Raw genomic sequence first — 20,370 nt, forward strand, 5'->3', positions numbered from 1 at the left:
AAAAAATAGCTTCCAAATGGAAGCTATTTAATAACAATCAATTTTCTAACGCCGCTTTCTGCGCCGCTACAATTTCGCTAATGCCTTTGGTCGCCGACTCCAGCAGCGTCATCAGCTCAGCATGAGTAAAGGGTTCGCCTTCTGCTGTGCCTTGAACTTCGATCATACGACCATCTTCCGTCATCACCACATTCATATCAGTATCGGCTGCGGAGTCTTCGGTGTACTCAAGGTCACACAGAATGTCTTCACCTAAGATGCCCACAGATACAGCAGCCACATGGCCCTTCATCGGATTAGCTTTTAATTTGCCTTTCTCAACTAGGTGTTGGAAAGCATCCGCCATTGCGACACTCGCGCCAGAGATAGACGCAGTACGTGTACCGCCATCAGCCTGAATCACGTCACAGTCAACCGTCACCATGATTTCACCCATCGCTTCTAGGTCTACGACAGCACGAAGACTGCGAGCAATCAGGCGTTGGATTTCCATCGTACGGCCGCCTTGTTTACCGCTTGCGGCTTCACGGCGCATACGTGAATGCGTTGAACGAGGTAGCATGCCGTATTCAGCGGTCACCCAGCCTTTACCTTGACCTTTTAGCCAGCGAGGGACGTTTTCTTCAACGGTCGCATTACACAGCACTTTAGTATTGCCGAATTCAACCAGCACAGAGCCTTCTGCATAAGCAGTGTAGTTACGAGTAATTTTGATTGGGCGAACTTGATCCGCCTTGCGATCGTTTGGACGCATGGGCATCTACCTTAGTTATCTATCTGCTGATAGGGGGAGACGAATTTGGTTGGAGCAGGATTATAGCGAAGTTTAGTAGACAAAGCTATGTGGATTCCTTCAGCTAAGCACCAGTGCATGTGCTACTATTGGCTCGCGTTATTTTCACAGATAATAAACAGGAAAATTCGATGATCTACAGTATGACAGCCTATGCGCGTAAAGAGGCGAAAGGTGATTGGGGTACAGCAGTATGGGAGATTCGCTCGGTAAACCAGCGTTACCTTGAGACCTACTTCCGTCTGCCCGAGCAGTTCCGCGGCTTGGAACCTGTATTGCGCGAGCGTTTTCGTAAGCGCCTTGCACGCGGTAAAGTCGAGTGTGCACTTCGATTTGAAGCCAACCCTGCAGCAAAAGGTGAGTTGACCATCAACGAAGATCTGGCGAAGCAAGTGATCAGTGCCGCTAACCAAGTGATGGCTTTATCTGGCGATGAGAGCCGTTTAAATCCTTTCCAGATCATGAACTGGCCTGGGGTGATGGAAACACCAGAGCAAGATATGGACGCCGTCAATAAAGACCTGCTTGCGGCTTTCGATGCCGCATTGAGCGACTTTATCGAAGCCCGTGGTCGTGAAGGCGACAACATGAAGGCGCTTATTGAGCAGCGCTTAACGGCTATTTCTGAAGAAGTCGTGAAAGTACGCGCGCGTATGCCGGAAATTCTAGAATGGCAACGTGAGCGCCTGTTTTCGAAGTTTGAAGATGCAAAGGTAGAACTTGACCCATCACGAGTAGAGCAAGAGCTTATCCTGCTGGCGCAAAAATCAGACGTAGCCGAAGAGCTTGACCGCCTAGACTCTCACGTTAAAGAAACCACTAACATCATGAAGAAAGGCGGCGCAGTAGGTCGTCGTCTTGACTTTATGATGCAAGAATTCAACCGTGAGTCCAATACCTTAGCCTCTAAGTCTATTAGTACGGACATCACTGCGTCCGGTGTTGAGCTGAAAGTGCTCATCGAGCAAATGCGTGAACAGATCCAGAATATTGAATAACATTTCACAAGACACCAAAAGAAGTCAAAACCACTGTTTACAAAGGAATTTTACTAGACATTTAATTTCATAAGATTTCAAAAACGGTGACAAGACATCATCTAAATGGTGGCAAAAATGGTGACAGGTGAACAAAGTAATGATACGTTACTTGTTATCTGTCACCATTTTTTACGCCTATGAATGATGCACAATTAAAAGCCAAGCTGAGAGAAGGAAATGTTGGGAAGTATAAAGTAGATACTGGTCTTTACTTTCGAATCACCGAACAAGGTAGCGCTTTCTGGGTTCTTCGCTATACCATTAATGGAAAGAGAAGAGAGCTAACACTTGGCAGATATGGAAGAGTGCCTGAAGGGCTACCTCTTAGCGATGCAAAACTACAAGCCTTACAACTAAGAGCTGGTATTAGAAAGGGTATTGACCCTATTGCTGAAAAAAAACGAAACCAATTACCCCAGTTTCGTACTGTTGATGATGTAGCAAAAGACTGGCTTAAAGAGTGTGAACGCCATTTAAAAAATCCCCAGATCCCTGCTCGTGTATATCGGAAAGATATATCTCCTTATATTGGTGAATTAGCCATCGATAAAGTAAGTTCTAGGGACATTCTGAACATCATCCGACTGATTAATCAAAGTGGTCGACCTTCAATAGCAAATGACGCTTTGAACTATTGTAAACAACTATTTAATCACGCCTTGAAACTGGATCTGGCACGAAATAACCCAGCAGCCCCGTTTACGGAGAAAGATGCAGGAGGAACTGAAAAGCCCCGAGATAGAGCCTTGTCTCTTCGTGAGATTGAAACTATTTTTCTAGTTTTTGGCAAACACTCAGACATCATGACTCGCGAGAATTATCTAGCTATAGCTCTGCTTATCATCTTTGGTATTCGTAAGGGGGAATTAATTGCCGCTCAATGGGATGAGTTTGACTTTGAAAACATGCATTGGGAACTGCCAGCAGAACGAACAAAAACTGGGGTAAAAATCGTTATACCAATACCTAAAATAACACTACCTTTGTTCAAAGAGCTGCATGTGAGAGCCAATGGTTCAGACTACATATTCCCCTCTCGCCGAGCCAGTAAAAGGCGGCAATACATCAGTGATGACACGCTAAATCATGCCTTAGCTAAGTTGTTTGGAAAAAAAGTCGACTCCAAGAAACAGCCTCTTCCAAATATTATGGGAGAGCATGGTATCGAACACTTTGTTGTTCACGACTTGAGGAGAACTTGCCGCAGCCTTCTAGCTGAAAATGGTGTCCCTAGCCATGTCGCCGAAAGATGCCTTAACCACAAAATCAAAGGGATTGAAGGCATCTATGACCGATATGATTATCTAGAAGAACGTAGAGGTGCTTTAGAAATGATTGCAGAGAAAATCATTCCATTTCTTAAAGTCAGCGATTATGGCTCAATCTTCCAGCCATAATTCAAATATTAGCCCGCACTACGATAGAGCATCTATTTAGGCTCAGATAAACACAAGTTATAAGGGTTATCTCTTTTAACTTCAGCCAATATTGAGTCTATCTTCTTAAGCTGCGTCCTTACTTGGTCATGTGTTAAACCCGTAGTTTGAGCTATTTCTTTTTGAGTATAGCCTTGAGAACGAAGCTCCATAATTTTCTTTTGTTCCATAGTAAAAGCATCAAATATCTTTGTTCTAAGATCCTCTACAAGAAACTCTATCTCTGGGTTTTCAGTGCTCAAGCCATCAATTTCGTTCTCGTCGAACTCCGAAAAGCCGAAATCAAAGCTACCTTTCAAGCTTTTTCTTTCAGTCACTGTGGATTGTTCAGATTGAGTACAATGTTCAACATTCGACTGCTTCTCACTTAGAGCTTTTTTCTTTCTAGTGGCAGTGCTGTCTTTTGAGCGGTGGTTTTCAGTACGTGTATACATACTATGCGCCCTATCTCTTGCGATTGTATCAATCAAACCGCCAATCGAACCATTCTCATCAAAACTCAGGTTTGCTATTGGCTTAATAAGTAAGTCAGCTAGGACCATCGACTTAAAGTCTTCAAACAAAGCATCAACTGAATAAGACAACCTATTTTCAATTGATTTGAAGCTTCTATTAAAAATAGCTTTCAGCTTTGGGTCATAGCGTTTCCCCAATATGCTAAACGCTTCAGAATTCCCACCTACGCTAAGCTCGAATAGTTCTTTATCTGTTGCTGAATGAGAGACAGCATTCATAGTTACACCACATAAAATTAAAAATCTACATTGGTGATACAAATATCATTTAGCTAACCATTGCACCAGACTTTGTCCTCTAAATTCACCAACTTCATCACAAATGAATAGGTGAACAACACTTCAAAGCTCACGATAAATCATCAGCTAAAGAAATTTTCAACCCTGTCCCATTTTTTGACGACCCCATCGGTATAGATACATTGGAGGGATTAAGGCTTCTGAATCATTAGAAGTAATAAAGGTAAAGATTTTTAAACCCATCCCACTTTTTAAAGATGCCGTCGGTATAGATAAGTGGGGAGAGGTTAAACAGCCCAAATTTTCGCCAGCAAACGGGATAAATAATTCTTAACCATATCCCATTTTTTGAGGACACCATCGGTATAGGTAAGTGAGGAGGGGTTAAACAGCCCAAATCTTCACTAGCAAGCGGGATAAATAATTCTTAACCATATCCCACTTTTTGAGGACACCGTCGGTATAGGTAAGTGAGGGCGGATTAGTTAATCCCTCTCAACTGGAGAAGGCTAAGACCCTACACAAATTAGAGGACTATGAATATTGGACATTAATACTCAAAACAAAACACGCCTTTTCATCAGAGCAAATGAGCTTTCCGAAGCCTTAGGTATAAGCCTTTCCACATTGTGGCGCTATAGGAAGTCTGGCGTGATTCCCGCTCCAATAGCTTTAGGCCCAAGAATTGTTGGATGGCGAACAAGCGACATTCAGAACTGGTTAAACAACCAATAAGGAAGTTTTATGAACATATCGATAAAAGCACTCAAAAACTTGTTTTCAAAAAAGAAAACAAGACCAACACAAAAAGAATTGGATAACTGTAGAGTTTTATTAATGCCGCTCAGTTATACGAGTCCAATGCAAGAAGAAAGAAAAAAATTACAATCTCAGAGAAAAATCAAAAGGGATTGGGAGGATGTTGAAAATGAAGCTGTACAGTACTTAATGCAAAGTGGAATAGAAGACCCAACCCCCAAGCAATGCAGACAAGCGTTGATAAAAGCAATCAAGAAGCCACTTTACCCTGACCTATAAAGGACTCAGACCTGAACGCCGCTAGCTCTGCTTTTGCAATACAACCCAATTAGAGTTAATGCCAATATAAACAAAGACTTGGCATGTGTGACACTCTGAATACATTGTCTAGGTTTTCCGCAAAAAAACCTAACAAATTCAGAGTGTTTACATTGAATACACCATAAGGAAGAGAAATGACGCATTCGAAGAAAAAACCGAACACAGAAAAGACAATAACTTTACGTGTTACGAGACATCAATATAACCGAGTTTCCCAAGCAGCGGAAGATAAAAATATGAATAACTCCGCTTTCATTCGATCAATTGTCGACGACAAACTTAACCAACAAGACACAAACGAGAAAATCGACTTACTAGAGCTGCGATTAGAAAAACGAATTTTCGAAATGGTTTCTGCAATAGCCGGGTTAGATGAAAACCAACGCTTACAGGCTAAAAAGAAGTACCTTTCAAACCTTGCTCCAAAGGGAAAGTAATGCACTCAGTAACTCGCACAAATACCGCTCTAATTGCCTTCGTCTCGAGCATAATTCTTTCGATTCCTGTTGCTTGTATTTCGATAAGTACCTACTGGGCTGTATCAACCAATCAAAGTTTTGTGACGTTAGTTTCTTTGTCATTGGATTGGCTATCTAGCTTAAACAGCTACGCAGCACCCATAGCATCACTTGATTTATGGCAAAGCATTTTTCAGTTAGAAAACACAGAGGTCATCATTCAGTACGTGTTAACTCCATTCGTATTATCGTTTTCAGTGTCGCTACTGTTTGTACTGTTTTGCATCAAAAGTCGAGAAGCCACAAAACAGTTGACTCATGTGAGTGGCCCCAAGTTTTACTTGGGGAAAAAAGCCATCAAACATGCTCGAACCATGCATAAGAAAGATCTCAGGCTAAGCAGCATTACGTCTCCTGGCGTCAATGTTCACCCAAAAATTAAAATCACGCTAGCAAGAGAGCAAAACAACTTCCTCATACTTGGAACGACTGGGTCTGGCAAATCAACCGTATTCAAACCTCTAGTTAAGCAAGCAATTGAACGCGGCGACAATGCAGTTATCTACGATGAAAAAGGTGAATATACCGAAAGCTTTTATTGCAAGGAAACAAGCGTCTTGATAGCTCCATGGGATAAGCGGGGGTCAAAGTGGAATATCTCTCACGATATCAAAAGCAAGCAAGATGCAGAGCTATTCGCACAATGTCTTATTCCCAACTCTGCGAACGTAGAACCATTATGGGATCAGGGAGCAAGAATCATCCTCGTTAGTATGTTGATGAAATTAATCAATAAACAAAGTCACACATGGGGGTGGAGTGATCTGTACAAGCAACTTACCTTCACCCCAGAAGTAGCACGTTCCATATTTGTAGAGCATTACCCTTTGGCGAACAGCTTACTTGAGCCGCATTCGAAAACGACTCAAAGTTTCTATGTTCACATAATGAGCAAACTCAGCTGGATTGAAGATCTAGCAAAAGCGTGGCCTAAAGACGTAAAAGTAGAATTTAGTCTTAGTCAGTGGGTAAAGACAGATACCACGAAGCATATCGTCATCATTCAAGCAGATAGTCAGTACCAAAGCCTTGGAGAACCTTTATGTAATGCCATTGTTTCATTTATGACCAAATACTACCTAAGTGGAAGCTACTCATCGAAAAGAAGAACATGGTTATTCATTGACGAGTTTGCCAACCTTCCTCGAAATCCGAGTATTTCAAAATGGTTAGAGCTTGCGCGAGCTAACGGAGCACGAACTGTTCTTTGTACACAATCTATTTCACAGCTCCATGACATTTACGGAAAAGATGAAACAAGTACTATTTTGAACCTGCTGTCTAATGTTATCGCCTTTCGAATGGGAGCTGCGGGGCAAGATGCTGAAGAAACAGCAAACATATTCGGCCAATACGAAGCAGAAATTCCTAACTACGAACACCGCAGGCGCATCGGAACAAGGGTTGAGCGGCCACTTGTTAGAAAATCAGATCTTATTCATTTGAATCAGCCGACGCAGAAAGGTGTTGAAGGTTACATGCAAATACCTGGGTGGAGATCAGTTTACAAGCTTAGGTGGCCACTGTTTAAAGACACAAAAAGTGCTCCCAAAAAAATCCCAGCAAAGTGGTTAACTAGTAGCAACTCGAAACCTCTGACAACTCACCAGACAAATAGACTGAACAAAAGGAATTCAAGCCATGATGTCAATTAGTCCCGTTAACAACATCGCCTATTACGCCGATTTAGCAAAAGAAGACTATTACTCTGGCCACGGCGAGCCTAAAGGCATCTGGTATGGCCTTGGTTCTAAGATATTTGGATTACAGAATAAAACGATTGGGGATAACGACTACAACATGCTAATGACTGGGTTTTCTCCCTCTGGTGAAGCTTTGGTTCAAAACGCTGGGAAAGATAATCGTCGGGCTGCATGGGACTGTACACTTAGTGCCCCCAAAAGTGTCAGCCTTGCGTGGGCTAGTTCGTCACACAAGCTAAGACAAAACATAGAGAAAGCCATAGATGTAGCTGTACAAAAAACAATTCGATTTATGGAACAACAAGTTGCTTTGACACGCAGAGGAAACATGCCTTCGCGATATGAACCCACTGCTGGCCTCATCTTTGCCTGTTTTAATCACTGCACAAACAGAAACGAAGAACCTCAGCTACATACTCATCTGCTAGTTCTGAATGCCGCTCCTCGCTTGGATGATACTTGGGGTTCAATAGCCTCAGAAAGCCTTTACCGTTGGAAGATGGCGTGTGGTGCAATTTATAGGGCTGAGCTCGCTTACCAAATGCGAGAGCTTGGGTTTGGCATTGAACCTGATGGAGACTCCTTTCACCTCGAAGGCGTGTCAAAGAAAGCATGTGATGCCTTTTCTAGCCGTGCCCAGGAGATTAACTATGAGCTTAAAAAAGCAGGTATACAAAGTAGTTCTAGTAAGCAAGGCGCATCGTTCAAAACTCGCACGAGAAAGGCGAAAAGAAATGTCGTGCGAGGTCAGCTTTTGGATAGCTGGAAAGGTGAACTTGGAAAATATGGACTATCAGAGTCTTACATTGAACGTTTAACCAACGGCGAAAAGGAGTTACCGTCCTCTGCGCTAGAACTCGATTCCATCTTGTCAGCAATCAGTAATAATAAAGCTGTTTTCACTGAGCAAGATCTTTACAGAGTTATTGCTGTTGTAGCATCCCACAACGGCCACAATGCCGCACAAGCAGAAAATCTAACACGCTTAGCAAAACGGAGTGAAGATCTAATAGCATTGCAGCCTAAAAACGCATTTTCGCGTCAGTTCACTACTCTGGATGTTCTAACGTGTGAGCGGCTAATGGTTGATGATGCTAAAACATTAGCGAAGAGAGATTTACACAAAATTACTATGACAGAGGTAAGTGCTGCTATCCGTCTAGCCGAGAATCAACTTGGATTCTGTTTCGATGAAGAACAAAAAGAAGCAATTCAATATACTTTATGCACTGGTGATATCTCTATCACTCAAGGTAGTGCGGGGGCAGGCAAAACAACATTGATGCTTGCTGCAAAAATTTGCTATGAAAAGAGAAGTATGAAAATCAGGGGGGCGTGCATTGCCAAAAAGGCGGCTGACAACCTAACGCATGAAACAGGCATTCAATCGCAAACCATTGCTTCACTGGTTTCATCGATCAACGGTGATAAACATCCACTTAGCGGCGTTGATATACTTGTAGTTGATGAAGCGGGACTCATCCCAAGCATCGACCTACAGCAACTGCTACACGAAGCAAAAGTATCTAATTGCAAAGTCATTCTCACAGGAGAGGACAAACAGCTTGATGCCATCAATCGCGGTGGTGCCCTACGCTTTCTTTCTCGACCGGAAGTTCTCGGTACCCAAAGGATTGAGACAATCCGCCGCCAGCGCCAAGATTGGGCAAAACAAGTAGTCGTAAATCTTCGAGATAAACGCTCACAACAAGCTCTAGAAGCGCTCAGTGTGCATAATTGCGTACATTGGGCGGAGACTAACGAAGACGCTACTCAACAGTTGATAAGCGATTGGAAACAATATCAAATGACTCACCCTGAAAAGCAATCCTTGGTGATAGCTCGCGAATGGAAAGACGTTAAAAAGCTAAGTAAAGCAATTCGCGAGATCTACATTCGTGAAGGCAAAGTGGGAACTGAAAACATCGAACTAACTTGCAGCGTTGCTGACAAGCAGTTTAAGTATGAATATTCCAAGGGTGATAGGGTTAAGTTTTGCCGTAATGAGTATCGACGCTTTCAAGTTTCAAACGGAACTTTAGGCACCATTAAGGAAATCTCGCAATTAAGTGATAGTGATACAAAGCTCTCAATTGAACTTGATGATAAACGTATCGTGTCATTCAGAGCTTCAGAATATAGTGATCATATAGGTTTAAACCTCTGTCATGCTTACGCTTTAACCGTTTTCAGCTCTCAGGGTACAACTATAGATGGCAACACATTCACTTTGTATTCTGGTCGAATGGGGCAACGAGAAACTTATGTCGCTCTTAGCCGTCATAAAGATGAGTCTCACATCTACATAAATGAAGCAGAATTAAGTGAGCACCTGACATCCGATACAAGCTATCCAGTACTCTGTGCCGAACTGAGAAAAATCACGTTGTCCAAGCTAATGAGGCAAGACAATTACTCATCTTTAGCCTTAGAACATATAAAAAAGGGGACTTACTATATGAATCAATTAGATAAAGTATTAACCGAAACCTTAGATTGCTGTATCGAACCAATCCATCAACAATAACGACTAACTAGAAGAAGTTTGTAGTTGTAGCGATAACTATTCGACTACAGCTTCTGTGCAAACATAGAACAACAACTCTCCTAACTTTTCATTTTTATCTTTAATGATCATGTCATTAGCAGACTTATTTAATAAGATCTTAAGATATCGAAATAGTGCAAAGATATCCAAGTCCTTCTCAAGCATTTGACAAAGCGCATCAGAAATTACTCCAGCAAGCATAACTTTAAAGTTGTCAATGTCGTCTTGCTCTAGCTCTATTTTTCTCATACCAGCATGACTATCAACCTCACTTAGCTCTGATGGGAGAAGCCCAAAACCGATACATTTAGCGTAATTTCGATGTCTTCGAGAACTTTCAATTAACTTGCTAGAAAAACAAGATATCAGAACTAACTCTTTATCTTTAAAAGTAGAGATGCTATCAAGTTGTATTAGCGGTTTTCGAGTGAATGCGTTATCTTCACCACCATATATAACGGTCGGAGTACTATGGCCTATAAAAATGACTCTACTTCCAGTTGGTATCTTAGATATTTTGGCAAAAGCTTCTTCATATGCGGCATTACTTGCTGAACAAGTTATCAGCTCAAGCTTATCACCTAAACCAGCAGACATAACTCCTTCAAGAGCTACGTTCATAAAACTAGTCGAAGGGTCATCTGGAAAGATTAAATAATTCATTGATTTAGGTCTATTATATGGGCGTAAACTAATTCAGAAAGATGCTTTTGAAACCTTTGTCCATGATGACTATCTTTTTGAATTTCCGAAGCAATCTCATTAAATGACTTGCCCTTCAATGGTGGATACACATTATTGAAAACTCGTTGAGGCTCATCTTCTAGCATAGTTGCTAGATGCTCACTCATTGAAAACTCTGAGTTTATTTTCTTTAGTAGTGCTGACATATCATTAACGAGATTATCCCTTTTGTAAAAGGCATGAATATTTAATTTAATTAATTTAGTCAGCTCATCATTCCTAAGAATATGTTCTTTAAATTTGTTTTCTTCACTAGAATAACAAACAAACTTCGCTTTCTTAAATGCAAAATTACTTGATTTTGACTCATTAATCACCCATCGAATCAACTCATATCCATTTAATTTTTCACTTGCAAAACTGAAATCACATGCAACAATTTCATACCTATTTTCTTTATAGTTATCTGTAACATCTTTTTTGATCTTACTGAAGTCAATTTCAATGACACCATCAAAATTACTCTTATACTTTTGGTCTTGAGGGTTAATAACATCCGCACAAATATCAAAACCAAGCCTTTTAACCTTATCCCTAATTCTTGTGATTGTTTGATTTATATTTCCATCGTCAAGAAAGAGTACTTTTTTTATATTCATCTAAAAAACACCTTAAAACACGCACCAGATAAATAAGTACCATTGCCTGCAAACTCTATTGATGCATTCATTTCTTCTAATAACTCTCGAGAGTAATGCAGACCGATTCCAGATCCAGATACACCTTCTGGTGGCTCATCTCGAGCACCCAAACTAAACATTTCATCTGGGTTAGACTGAAATAATTCTGAAAGTCCGGTTCCATCATCGGAAACTGTTAAAGTTAAAGCCCCATCATCAACAGAAAAGTTCACCAACACATTGCTAGCCGACCACTTTGATGAATTAGATAACAGATTATCTAAAATAATTGACAAACTTAAAACACTGACACTTCTGACAAACTCTATTTCACCACCAATCAATTCAACAGTAAGTCCATGACTACCAAATGAACTAGAATATATATTCAAATACTCCTTTACATATTGAACTATATCTACATTTCTTATATCTATCTCTTTATCAAATCCAGATCTAGTTGCAATCTCAGCCATTTTGAGGCTTTTAACCGCATATAAGTTAATATCTCCAAGTCTTTTTATCAGATCTTCCTTACTAATCTCATCATACTCTAAACCATCAATAATAGAGTCTATACCTTCTTTTATCTCTATATTATTTATCTTAATTGTATGAATTAGACCATCAGCATCTTTACTTAAAGTTCTTCTTGTTGCTAATAGATAAGCCTGTTTCTTCTTCTCTATTTTAAGGTCTTTCTCGGCTTTTTTGACAGTAACTTCAGCTTTTTCGACTCTCTTGTTGGCTTCTACTACTCTATTTTGACTGGCTTCAAGTATTTTCTTTACAACACCTTTTTCTTTAGGCGAAAGTTCTTCAAGAGTTTTATCTTTTGTATTCTCGATAAAGTCATTTAAAAAACCTTTATGCTTTTCGTCATTAATACTCTGAACTCGAGATATAACATCTTCCTTTATGTTGACATCTATAATTTCAAAATGAGAGTTCTTAATGTTATCTGTAGCTTTTTTTACAGAATCGGAGGATAACTTTTTGACTGTAAATCTATCTGGATCTCTTATTATGTCGTCAGCGGATACAGATTTTTGCTCCCCTAACTTATCTATCAGTCGGTTCCAATCCGTTCCTTTTACTACGAAGTTTTCTAGTTGTCTTATTATCGTAGTAACATAGCCATACTCTTCTTTTCCATTCTTTAATGTAACTTTCTCATCTGAATCATATGCTACCAACTCATAATAAGCTTGGTTATGAGCAAGACCTTCTCGACTTGTAATTACTGAAAAAGCTTCGTCTTGATCAAGAATGTCAATTTTACCGATAACTTCTCGAGTACCGAGGTTTCTTGTTGTACCTTGAGATTTTCTCTGATCTAGTCCGAGCCAATCGTTTTTCTCATTCCCATATGGCGATATCCTAAACGAGTTATAGAATAAAAATATAGAACCATAACTATTTGGTTTTACACCAAAGCTCTTCGTAAAGTAAGATTTAGAAAGTGAATCTAAATAATGTATTTCTATAGATATACCTTTCAATTCAGTATATGGATTTATAGCTGTATATTCATAAATAACTTCACCTTGAAAATATAAAGTTGTTTTTATCTCTTTTCCATCATTTCCGATCTTTGATTTAATATATGTAGTTCTAAACGATAACTTATCCAGAATGTTATTATTAATATTCTTATTGGACTTACTTTTTAGATAACTATCTTTAAAATCCACATTAGTTTTAAGATAAACCGAAAATGAATCATCAAGTACTGGTGAAAATTTCTCTATTTCAGAAAGCAATTTCTTTAGTTTTTGTTCATTCCAAGAACTTCTTAGATCTTTAATTACTAAAACAGTGCCCTGTTCAAATGAAACCTCATCTATTTCATTTAAAAAATCTTCTTCACGTAAAACATCAATTCTCAAAGGAACACTAGAAATCTCATCATGCTGTCCTTTATTCTCAAATTCTGTCCAATCAATAGTTAGTTTTAAATAGTCATCATCTTTAGATTTTGTAAATAACTCTAATACTTTACCAAGCCTATCACAACTAAACCTACCTACCCCTTTATTACCAGCATACTGCTTATTTTTATTTTCCTTTTTTTCAGAGTAAGCTATGTTAAGCCACTTTTCCTTTATGCCTTTTTTAGACATACCAATTCCGTAGTCTTTTATGACTATGGTTGGTTCAGGCGTTATTTCATCGAGCATATCTCTAGGTTTTATGATATCTCTTAGCTCAAGTATTACTTTTGATGAGGTGGCATCTTTTGAATTTTTTATCAGCTCAATAATTGCAACATTATCGTTATATATTAACCCTCTACCAACAATATCCTTTACACCAGCATTTGCAACAAAGTTAACATTTAGACTGTTTTCATCTTTTTCTTCAGTATCTCGTTTAATATCAATATCATCTCGAATAAGCATATTTAATTACCTAACCTCTTGATGAATAAACCCAAAGCTTCAGCTAATAAAGGTGGCACAGCATTTCCAACCTGAGTATATCTCGGACACTCTAGGGTTCTTCTATCACCACCAGTCGTATATTTTCCCAATATATCAAAGTTATCTGGGAATGATTGAATTCGAGCCATTTCTCTCACAGTTAGAATTCGGGGTTCATTATAGTGAAGTAAATCGTCTGGCAATGTTGTTAGTGTCTTAGATGGTTCATCGGCATTCAGAACAGTTATTGCTTGTTTCTTGGTCCCAATTTCCAAGCGCATTTGATCACTTAAGCTTATGCCTGGCTTACAAATTTTTTGTATCTTAGTGAACTTCTCAATTGTGCTCGGTTTGTGTCTAGCTAAGCGAAGACTGTTCGGCTTCAATTTACCGCTTCCCTTTCGTATTAGTCGAAGGTACTTTGAAGGTTTAGACGGTGACTTATAGTCAATTTGCTTAAACCCGTTCGCTTCACTTCCCGAGTGATGAGTAAGGCCATTGCTTTCTACTAACAAGTCACCGATGGCGTCACTAACTTTCACAGCTCTCAGCGGTAACTTCTTACTATTTAAAAAATCTCTTCTATTATTAGAGATGACTTCAAAAGGGTTCTCAAAGTCGTTTTCAACAAGGCCTTCTTTAACACCTATCATAATAAAACGAGTACGCTTTTGAGGAACTCCAAAATCAGCACTACACAGAAAATCGGTGAACACCTTATATCCAAGTTTTTCAAGCTTAGCTTTGACTATCATAGAATGTGGTTTCTTTGCTTTTTTACCCTCAGGTGCTTTGAAAGAAGCATTGAAGCCTCTCACATTTTCAAGTAGCAAATACTTAGGTGAAATAATCTCTACCATCTTGATGTACTCATCGGAGAGTTTGTTACGCGGGTCTTTGGCATTCCGGCGTCCAGCAAGGGAGAATCCTTGACAAGGTGGACCCCCTGCAATCAAATCTACTTTTCCTTTTAAAGCGGTTAGCTGTTCAGGATACTTCTCTAGAAGATTTTGAATAGTTGTCGCCTCTTTAGGTAACCAATTAGGCCAATCAAAGTGCGCATGTTTTCCATCTATGAGGTTGTGTTTGAAAGTAGAAAATGCCATCGGATCTTTTTCTACCGCAAAAAGACCATGCCAGCCTGCATTTCCGAGGCCTAACGAAAGACCTCCGCATCCAGAGAAAAGGTCAATATATGTTGCTTTTTGTGCTGAGTCTGGCTGACATGACATCTAGAAAATACTCTTAAATCTTAATTGCATATGTATAGTATTATTCTAAAGAAAAACTAGCAAAATACCAGGACTAAAAGGTTGTAGCTTTGTGAGGAACAAGAAGGTTCCGCTCAACTAGAGGCGGTAAAAGTCTCTCTTCAACAAATCTAGATGCACCATATTAAAGTGGTGACAGAATTGGTGACTAATTTACATTAAATAAAATGAAATGCATAAATATCAGTAATATAAAGCTAATTTACTGATTCAGATCCAGAATATTGAATAGGTTGACCTATGCTATGCAGCCCCCACTCTTGGAGTGGGGGCTTTTTTTAATCTAAATCTGATTAAAGCAGGATCAAATACATCAAGAAGAGCGCGGATAGGGCGTAAATCACCGGATGAACTTGCTTACCTTTGCCGGCGACGACCATAGTAAATGCGTAGCTGATGAAGCCCATCGCCATGCCGTTGGCTGGTGAGAAACTCAGTACAGTGAACATGATGGTAAAGAATGCCGCAATGCGCGACTCTTTTTGCTCCCAACTGATTTGTCCTAACCGTCCAATCATGTAGATGCCAACCACGACCATTGCTGGTGCTACCATCGCGGCTGAGAAAATAGAAAACAGCGGGTATAGGAATAATGAAAGCAGGAATAGCCCAGCGACCATCACAGCGGCTAATCCGGTTTTTGCTCCCTGAGAAGAGGCGATGCCTGACTCTGAAAATGCCGTGATGGAGGTGGTGCCTAAAACGGAACCAATCACTGTCCCACCCGCATCTGCTACCAAAGCAGAGCGTGCATTCGGTACTTTACCATCCTTATCAATGATCCCTGCATCACGCCCAACACCAACAATCGTGCTCAGACCATCAAAGAAATCGACGATGAGGAAAATAATCACAATAAACAGCAGATCGAACATTTTGTCTGCGGTCAGTCCAGAAAAGTCAAAGACGGCACCAAAACTACTCGCTAAGCTTGGTGGGGCAGAGACAAATTGTTCTGGAATTGGCGCGTTATTGGTACCCATTATCATGTCTGCAAAGACTGTTAACACTATGGCTGTAATGAACGAAATAAAGGTCGCTAATTTGATATCACGGACCATGCATCCCAGAGCGACAAAAATACTGATGTACGCAATGATGACTTGTGGATCTGTCACCTTGCCCATACTGACGAGAATGATGGGGTTAGAAACAATAATGCCAGCGTTTTTTAGGCCGAGAAAGGCAATGAATAAACCAAGCGAAACGGTGATCGCCAGTTTCAGATCCTCTGGTATCGACTCAATCATCGCTTTGCGGATATTGGTCATCGACAAAATCAGGTACAGTACACCGGAGAGAAAAATGCCAAACAGGGCTTCGTGCCATACCAATGCCACCGAGCTACTCAGCAACATACCTTTGAAAAAGCCATTCATGCTCATTCCCGGTGCCAACATCACAGGGTAATTGCCCCAAATGCCCATAATTAACGTGGCTGCTGCGGCTGCAATGGCTGTCGCGGTAAAGACTGCGCCTTTATCCATACCAGGAATACTACCTAGAATGGCGGGGTTCACCGCCAGAATATAGCTCATCGCCAAAAAAGTAATGAAACCCGCGTACAACTCAGTACCTAGGGTCGTTTTACGTTGAGTAATTTTAAATACTGATTCCAGCACACCGGATTGATTCTGGCTTTTCAGGGTTGATTCGACACTCACAATGAAACCTTTAAAAGTGGGGATAAACAGGCAACGGGTTCAATGCTGTAGCAGAAGAAAAGTAGTATAGCGACTGTAGTCACCGAGATAGGCTCAATGGTAGAAACGTCTAATCCATTTCATCAGACATATACAGCATTTAATCGTTTGCGCGGATTGTAAGGATCTTGAGTGAAATCTCAATGCTTTTATAAAAATTTAGCAAACGTTTGCTTTTGGCAGGAAGAGCTCGCTAAGCTCACGCAGGTACTTGAGAGTAACCCCTCGAGTATAACTTCCCTATGAAGATTCTTGCGGCTGGCTTCCTTTAGCGTCGTGGTTTATGTAGTGAACTCTTGTTTGAGCGATTCCACTGGTTTTTTCAGTCCCGCATCAACATCAATTGGCACCACGAAAAATGGCACAACCACGCACTCAAATACTTGTTAAGATCCTTAGGATCATGCTACTCTTCGCCTCCATTTTTCTGACCTAATTTTCACCACTTCGGTGATCCTGCAAGGTCGGTGCTATCTTTAACATGTCGGCTTGTTAAGCTGGCAAGATCAAACCAAACGTGGAATTGTACCTATGGGCAAAGGCACTCTTTATATTGTATCTGCACCAAGTGGCGCTGGTAAATCGAGCTTGATTTCCGCCATGCTGGAGACCAACCCGACTTACGCAATGAAGGTGTCTGTTTCACACACTACACGTGGCATGCGTCCGGGTGAACAAGATGGTGTCCATTACCATTTTGTCCAGAAAGAGTCCTTTGAAGAGTTGATCGAGCAAGGTGCATTCTTGGAATACGCCGAGGTGTTTGGTAATTACTACGGTACATCGCGTCCATGGATCGAAGAAAACCTCGATAAAGGTATCGATGTTTTCCTTGATATTGACTGGCAGGGTGCACGTCAGATCCGTGAACAAATGCCACAGGCACAAAGTATCTTTATTTTGCCGCCATCGAATGGTGAACTTGAGCGTCGCCTCAATGCTCGCGGCCAAGACAGCGATGCTGTGATCGCTAAACGCATGGCTGAGGCAAAATCAGAGATTTCACACTATAGCGAATACGACTATGTGATCGTCAATGACGATTTCGATAGCGCACTGATGGACTTTAAAGCCATCATACGTGCAGAAAGATTGAAGCAAGATAAGCAAGCTGCTAAATATAAAGGCATGCTTGACGCGCTTTTAGCAGAATAAACCGGCTTGTTAACAAGCTGTTTATCAAGAAATACTGTCTCTGCCTACTCTGATCTAGACACTGGGAACACAGAGACTGTATAATTTCTCGTCATACAAAATTTTAGTTAACTAATTTGGAGTCCTCATGGCACGCGTAACTGTTCAAGACGCTGTTGAAAAAGTTGGCAACCGTTTCGACCTAGTTCTCATTGCGGCTCGCCGCGCTCGTCAAATGCAAACTGGCGGTAAAGATTCACTAGTGCCAGAAGAGAACGATAAGGCAACGGTTATCGCCCTTCGCGAAATCGAAGAAGGCCTGATCACGAAAGAAATCCTTGATGCTCGTGAGCGTCAGGAGCAGCAGGAACAAGAAGCAGCAGAGCTAGCAGCCGTAAGCAGCATTGCTCACAGTCGTTAATCTGACTTCCTTCTCATCAACTATCTTCCGGGCCTAAAGTTTGTATCTATTCGATAGCCTAAAAGACGTTGCCCAAGAATACCTATCAGAGCCTCAAGTTGAGGCTCTGCGTCAATCTTATGTGGTAGCGAAAGACGCTCATGAAGGGCAAACCCGCTCCAGCGGTGAACCTTATATCATCCATCCTGTTGCTGTTGCTCGAATCTTGGCCGAAATGCGCCTTGATGTCGAAACACTGCAAGCCGCTCTACTTCATGATGTTATTGAAGACACAGAAGTCACTAAAGAAGAGTTAGAAACTCAATTTGGCACCACAGTGGCTGAGTTGGTTGATGGTGTATCTAAGCTGGATAAGCTTAAATTTCGTGATCGCAAAGAAGCTCAGGCTGAAAACTTCCGCAAAATGGTTCTTGCTATGGTGCAGGACATTCGCGTTATTCTGATCAAGCTTGCTGACCGTACGCACAACATGCGCACGCTCGGTGCATTACGCGCGGACAAAAAACGCCGTATCGCTCGTGAAACCCTGGAGATTTATTCTCCGCTTGCGCATCGTCTCGGTATTCATAACATCAAAACGGAACTCGAAGAGTTAGGTTTTGAAGCCCTTTACCCGAACCGCTACCGTGTTCTTAAAGCCGTGGTCAAATCGGCGCGTGGTAATCGTAAAGAGATGATCCAAAATATCCATAGTGAGATTGAAGGACGTCTTGAAGAGGTTGGGCTGAAAGCACGCGTATTTGGTCGAGAAAAAAACCTGTTCTCCATCTACAACAAGATGAAGACCAAAGAGCAACGCTTCCACACCATCATGGATATTTACGCTTTTCGTATTGTGGTTGAAGATGCCGATACTTGTTATCGGGTACTCGGACAGGTTCATAGCTTGTACAAGCCGCGTCCGGGGCGTGTAAAAGACTACATCGCGGTACCCAAGGCTAATGGTTATCAGTCCATTCATACTTCGATGGTTGGCCCGCATGGGGTACCTGTCGAGGTGCAGATCCGCACCGAAGACATGGACCAGATGGCAGATAAAGGGGTGGCGGCACACTGGTCTTACAAAGGGAATGGTGATCGTACTGGTACTACGGCGCAGGTGAAGGCTCAGCGTTGGATGCAAAGCCTGCTTGAGCTTCAGCAAAGTGCGGGTAACTCGTTTGAGTTCATCGAAAATGTGAAATCGGATCTGTTCCCGGATGAAATCTACGTCTTCACACCGAAAGGACGCATTGTCGAGCTGCCTGTTGGCGCAACTGCGGTTGATTTTGCTTATGCCGTCCACACTGATGTGGGTAATACTTGTGTAGGTGCTCGTGTTGACCGTAACCCTTATCCACTCAGCAAATCGCTGAAAAATGGTCAGACGATCGAAATCATTAGTGCGCCAGGAGCGCGTCCGAATGCAGCTTGGCTCAACTACGTGGTGACTTCACGTGCTCGCACGAAGATCCGCCAAGTGCTGAAAACCATGCGCCGTGAAGAGTCGGTGACACTTGGCCGACGTCTGCTCAATCATGCCTTGGGTGACCTGTCTCTTTCGGATATTGATGAAGAGAACATCAACCACGTCCTGTCAGAACTGAAAGTCGATAGTGTTGAGGACTTGCTAGCCGATATTGGCCTTGGCGAATTGATGAGTATTGTTATTGCCCGTCGTCTACTTGGTGATGTTGAGGAGCTGACTCAAGTTGAGCAGGCTGACAGTAATAAACCGAAGAAGAAGCTGCCAATTCGTGGTGCGGAAGGCCTGCTACTGACATTTGCTAACTGTTGCCATCCAATTCCTGACGATCACATCATTGCTCATGTTTCTCCTGGGCGAGGGCTGGTTGTTCACCGTGAAACGTGTCCAAATGTGCGCGGCTACCAGAAAGAGCCAGATAAGTACATGGCAGTGGAATGGTCAGAAGATTATGACCAAGAGTTTATCACTGAGCTATATGTCGATGTCCAAAACCGTCAGGGGGTGTTGGCCGAGCTGACCAATGTGATCTCCAAAACAGGCTCGAATATCCATGGTCTTTCGACGGAAGAGAAAGATGGTCGATTGTATACGGTGACGGTATTACTGACGACCAAAGATCGTGTTCATCTTGCGGGTATCATGCGTAAGATCAAGGCAATGCCGAACGCACTAAAAGTACGTCGCCGTAAAAACTAGCGGTATATTCATCGAGC

17 protein-coding genes and 1 riboswitch are annotated in these 20,370 nt (G+C 41.5%); of the genes, 10 read left to right on the plus strand and 7 right to left on the minus strand.

The annotated features are described in order from the left end of the window. Positions 1-37: 37 nt before the first annotated feature. Positions 38-754: a ribonuclease PH gene (gene rph, locus L1D15_RS13650; protein ID WP_239837900.1), complete on the minus strand. Its 717-nt coding sequence runs from the start codon at positions 752-754 to the stop codon at positions 38-40. A 170-nt stretch (positions 755-924) separates the two neighbouring features. Between rph and L1D15_RS13655 the strand changes: the two genes are divergently transcribed. Then, positions 925-1,791: a YicC/YloC family endoribonuclease gene (locus L1D15_RS13655; RefSeq protein ID WP_239876125.1), complete on the plus strand. Its 867-nt coding sequence runs from the start codon at positions 925-927 to the stop codon at positions 1,789-1,791. Positions 1,792-1,970: 179 nt separating this feature from the next. Continuing rightward, positions 1,971-3,230: a site-specific integrase gene (locus tag L1D15_RS13660; RefSeq protein WP_239876126.1), complete on the plus strand. Its 1,260-nt coding sequence runs from the start codon at positions 1,971-1,973 to the stop codon at positions 3,228-3,230. Between the two features lie 32 nt (positions 3,231-3,262). On the opposite strand, the gene L1D15_RS13665 is transcribed toward L1D15_RS13660, so the two are convergent. Continuing rightward, positions 3,263-4,003, minus strand: coding sequence for a sigma-70 family RNA polymerase sigma factor (locus L1D15_RS13665; protein ID WP_239876127.1), 741 nt, complete (start codon positions 4,001-4,003; stop codon positions 3,263-3,265). 564 nt (positions 4,004-4,567) lie between these two features. Between L1D15_RS13665 and L1D15_RS22060 the strand changes: the two genes are divergently transcribed. The 5 genes from L1D15_RS22060 (at position 4,568) to mobF (ending at position 9,852) form a co-directional block, all read left to right on the plus strand. Beyond that, positions 4,568-4,759, plus strand: coding sequence for an AlpA family phage regulatory protein (locus tag L1D15_RS22060; RefSeq protein ID WP_216601023.1), 192 nt, complete (start codon positions 4,568-4,570; stop codon positions 4,757-4,759). A gap of 9 nt (positions 4,760-4,768) precedes the next feature. Continuing rightward, positions 4,769-5,062: a hypothetical protein gene (locus tag L1D15_RS13675; RefSeq protein WP_239876128.1), complete on the plus strand. Its 294-nt coding sequence runs from the start codon at positions 4,769-4,771 to the stop codon at positions 5,060-5,062. Between the two features lie 176 nt (positions 5,063-5,238). Continuing rightward, a complete protein-coding gene (locus tag L1D15_RS13680) occupies positions 5,239-5,541 on the plus strand; it encodes a hypothetical protein (protein WP_193846792.1) in 303 nt (100 codons plus the stop codon). Beyond that, positions 5,541-7,277, plus strand: coding sequence for a type IV secretion system DNA-binding domain-containing protein (locus L1D15_RS13685; RefSeq protein WP_239876129.1), 1,737 nt, complete (start codon positions 5,541-5,543; stop codon positions 7,275-7,277). Before L1D15_RS13680 ends, L1D15_RS13685 begins: the two co-directional genes overlap by 1 nt. Next, entirely contained in the window at positions 7,264-9,852 is a 2,589-nt protein-coding gene (gene mobF / locus L1D15_RS13690; protein WP_239876130.1) for a MobF family relaxase, read from the plus strand. The genes L1D15_RS13685 and mobF overlap by 14 nt, the downstream gene beginning before the upstream one ends. Positions 9,853-9,888: 36 nt before the next feature. On the opposite strand, the gene L1D15_RS13695 is transcribed toward mobF, so the two are convergent. From L1D15_RS13695 to L1D15_RS13715, 5 genes are all read right to left on the minus strand, one after another. Then, positions 9,889-10,536: a hypothetical protein gene (locus L1D15_RS13695; RefSeq protein WP_239876131.1), complete on the minus strand. Its 648-nt coding sequence runs from the start codon at positions 10,534-10,536 to the stop codon at positions 9,889-9,891. Then, positions 10,533-11,216: a hypothetical protein gene (locus L1D15_RS13700; protein WP_239876132.1), complete on the minus strand. Its 684-nt coding sequence runs from the start codon at positions 11,214-11,216 to the stop codon at positions 10,533-10,535. The genes L1D15_RS13695 and L1D15_RS13700 overlap by 4 nt, the downstream gene beginning before the upstream one ends. Then, the gene (locus L1D15_RS13705; RefSeq protein ID WP_239876133.1) at positions 11,213-13,639 is read right to left on the minus strand and encodes an ATP-binding protein; all 2,427 of its coding nucleotides are present in this window, start codon (positions 13,637-13,639) and stop codon (positions 11,213-11,215) included. Before L1D15_RS13705 ends, L1D15_RS13700 begins: the two co-directional genes overlap by 4 nt. A gap of 2 nt (positions 13,640-13,641) precedes the next feature. Beyond that, complete coding sequence (locus tag L1D15_RS13710; RefSeq protein ID WP_239876134.1) at positions 13,642-14,892, minus strand: DNA cytosine methyltransferase; 1,251 nt, start codon at positions 14,890-14,892, stop codon at positions 13,642-13,644. A 332-nt stretch (positions 14,893-15,224) separates the two neighbouring features. After that, positions 15,225-16,595 (minus strand): NCS2 family permease, encoded by a 1,371-nt coding sequence (locus L1D15_RS13715; RefSeq protein WP_239876135.1) that lies wholly within the window; start codon positions 16,593-16,595, stop codon positions 15,225-15,227. A 56-nt stretch (positions 16,596-16,651) separates the two neighbouring features. After that, positions 16,652-16,751, minus strand: a riboswitch (purine riboswitch). Positions 16,752-17,165: 414 nt separating this feature from the next. Here L1D15_RS13715 and gmk point away from each other — a divergent pair. From gmk to spoT, 3 genes are all read left to right on the plus strand, one after another. Beyond that, complete coding sequence (gene gmk / locus L1D15_RS13720; protein WP_239837903.1) at positions 17,166-17,789, plus strand: guanylate kinase; 624 nt, start codon at positions 17,166-17,168, stop codon at positions 17,787-17,789. Between the two features lie 127 nt (positions 17,790-17,916). Next, positions 17,917-18,189 (plus strand): DNA-directed RNA polymerase subunit omega, encoded by a 273-nt coding sequence (gene rpoZ / locus L1D15_RS13725; protein ID WP_006957184.1) that lies wholly within the window; start codon positions 17,917-17,919, stop codon positions 18,187-18,189. Positions 18,190-18,229: 40 nt separating this feature from the next. Next, positions 18,230-20,353: a bifunctional GTP diphosphokinase/guanosine-3',5'-bis pyrophosphate 3'-pyrophosphohydrolase gene (gene spoT, locus L1D15_RS13730; protein ID WP_239837904.1), complete on the plus strand. Its 2,124-nt coding sequence runs from the start codon at positions 18,230-18,232 to the stop codon at positions 20,351-20,353. Positions 20,354-20,370 lie beyond the last annotated feature (17 nt).

This window comes from Vibrio sp. Isolate25 (assembly GCF_022398025.1).
In the GTDB taxonomy this organism is placed as follows: Bacteria; Pseudomonadota; Gammaproteobacteria; order Enterobacterales; family Vibrionaceae; genus Vibrio; species Vibrio coralliilyticus_A.

Bases quoted from the DNA above. Each gene is read 5' to 3' on its own strand.
- rph (WP_239837900.1), bottom strand. From the start codon at position 754: ATGCGTCCAAACGATCGCAAGGCGGATCAAGTTCGCCCAATCAAAATT.
- L1D15_RS13655 (WP_239876125.1), top strand. From the start codon at position 925: ATGATCTACAGTATGACAGCCTATGCGCGTAAAGAGGCGAAAGGTGAT.
- L1D15_RS13660 (WP_239876126.1), top strand. From the start codon at position 1,971: ATGAATGATGCACAATTAAAAGCCAAGCTGAGAGAAGGAAATGTTGGG.
- L1D15_RS13665 (WP_239876127.1), bottom strand. From the start codon at position 4,003: ATGAATGCTGTCTCTCATTCAGCAACAGATAAAGAACTATTCGAGCTT.
- L1D15_RS13675 (WP_239876128.1), top strand. From the start codon at position 4,769: ATGAACATATCGATAAAAGCACTCAAAAACTTGTTTTCAAAAAAGAAA.
- L1D15_RS13680 (WP_193846792.1), top strand. From the start codon at position 5,239: ATGACGCATTCGAAGAAAAAACCGAACACAGAAAAGACAATAACTTTA.
- L1D15_RS13685 (WP_239876129.1), top strand. From the start codon at position 5,541: ATGCACTCAGTAACTCGCACAAATACCGCTCTAATTGCCTTCGTCTCG.
- mobF (WP_239876130.1), top strand. From the start codon at position 7,264: ATGATGTCAATTAGTCCCGTTAACAACATCGCCTATTACGCCGATTTA.
- L1D15_RS13695 (WP_239876131.1), bottom strand. From the start codon at position 10,536: ATGAATTATTTAATCTTTCCAGATGACCCTTCGACTAGTTTTATGAAC.
- L1D15_RS13700 (WP_239876132.1), bottom strand. From the start codon at position 11,216: ATGAATATAAAAAAAGTACTCTTTCTTGACGATGGAAATATAAATCAA.
- L1D15_RS13705 (WP_239876133.1), bottom strand. From the start codon at position 13,639: ATGCTTATTCGAGATGATATTGATATTAAACGAGATACTGAAGAAAAA.
- L1D15_RS13710 (WP_239876134.1), bottom strand. From the start codon at position 14,892: ATGTCATGTCAGCCAGACTCAGCACAAAAAGCAACATATATTGACCTT.
- gmk (WP_239837903.1), top strand. From the start codon at position 17,166: ATGGGCAAAGGCACTCTTTATATTGTATCTGCACCAAGTGGCGCTGGT.
- rpoZ (WP_006957184.1), top strand. From the start codon at position 17,917: ATGGCACGCGTAACTGTTCAAGACGCTGTTGAAAAAGTTGGCAACCGT.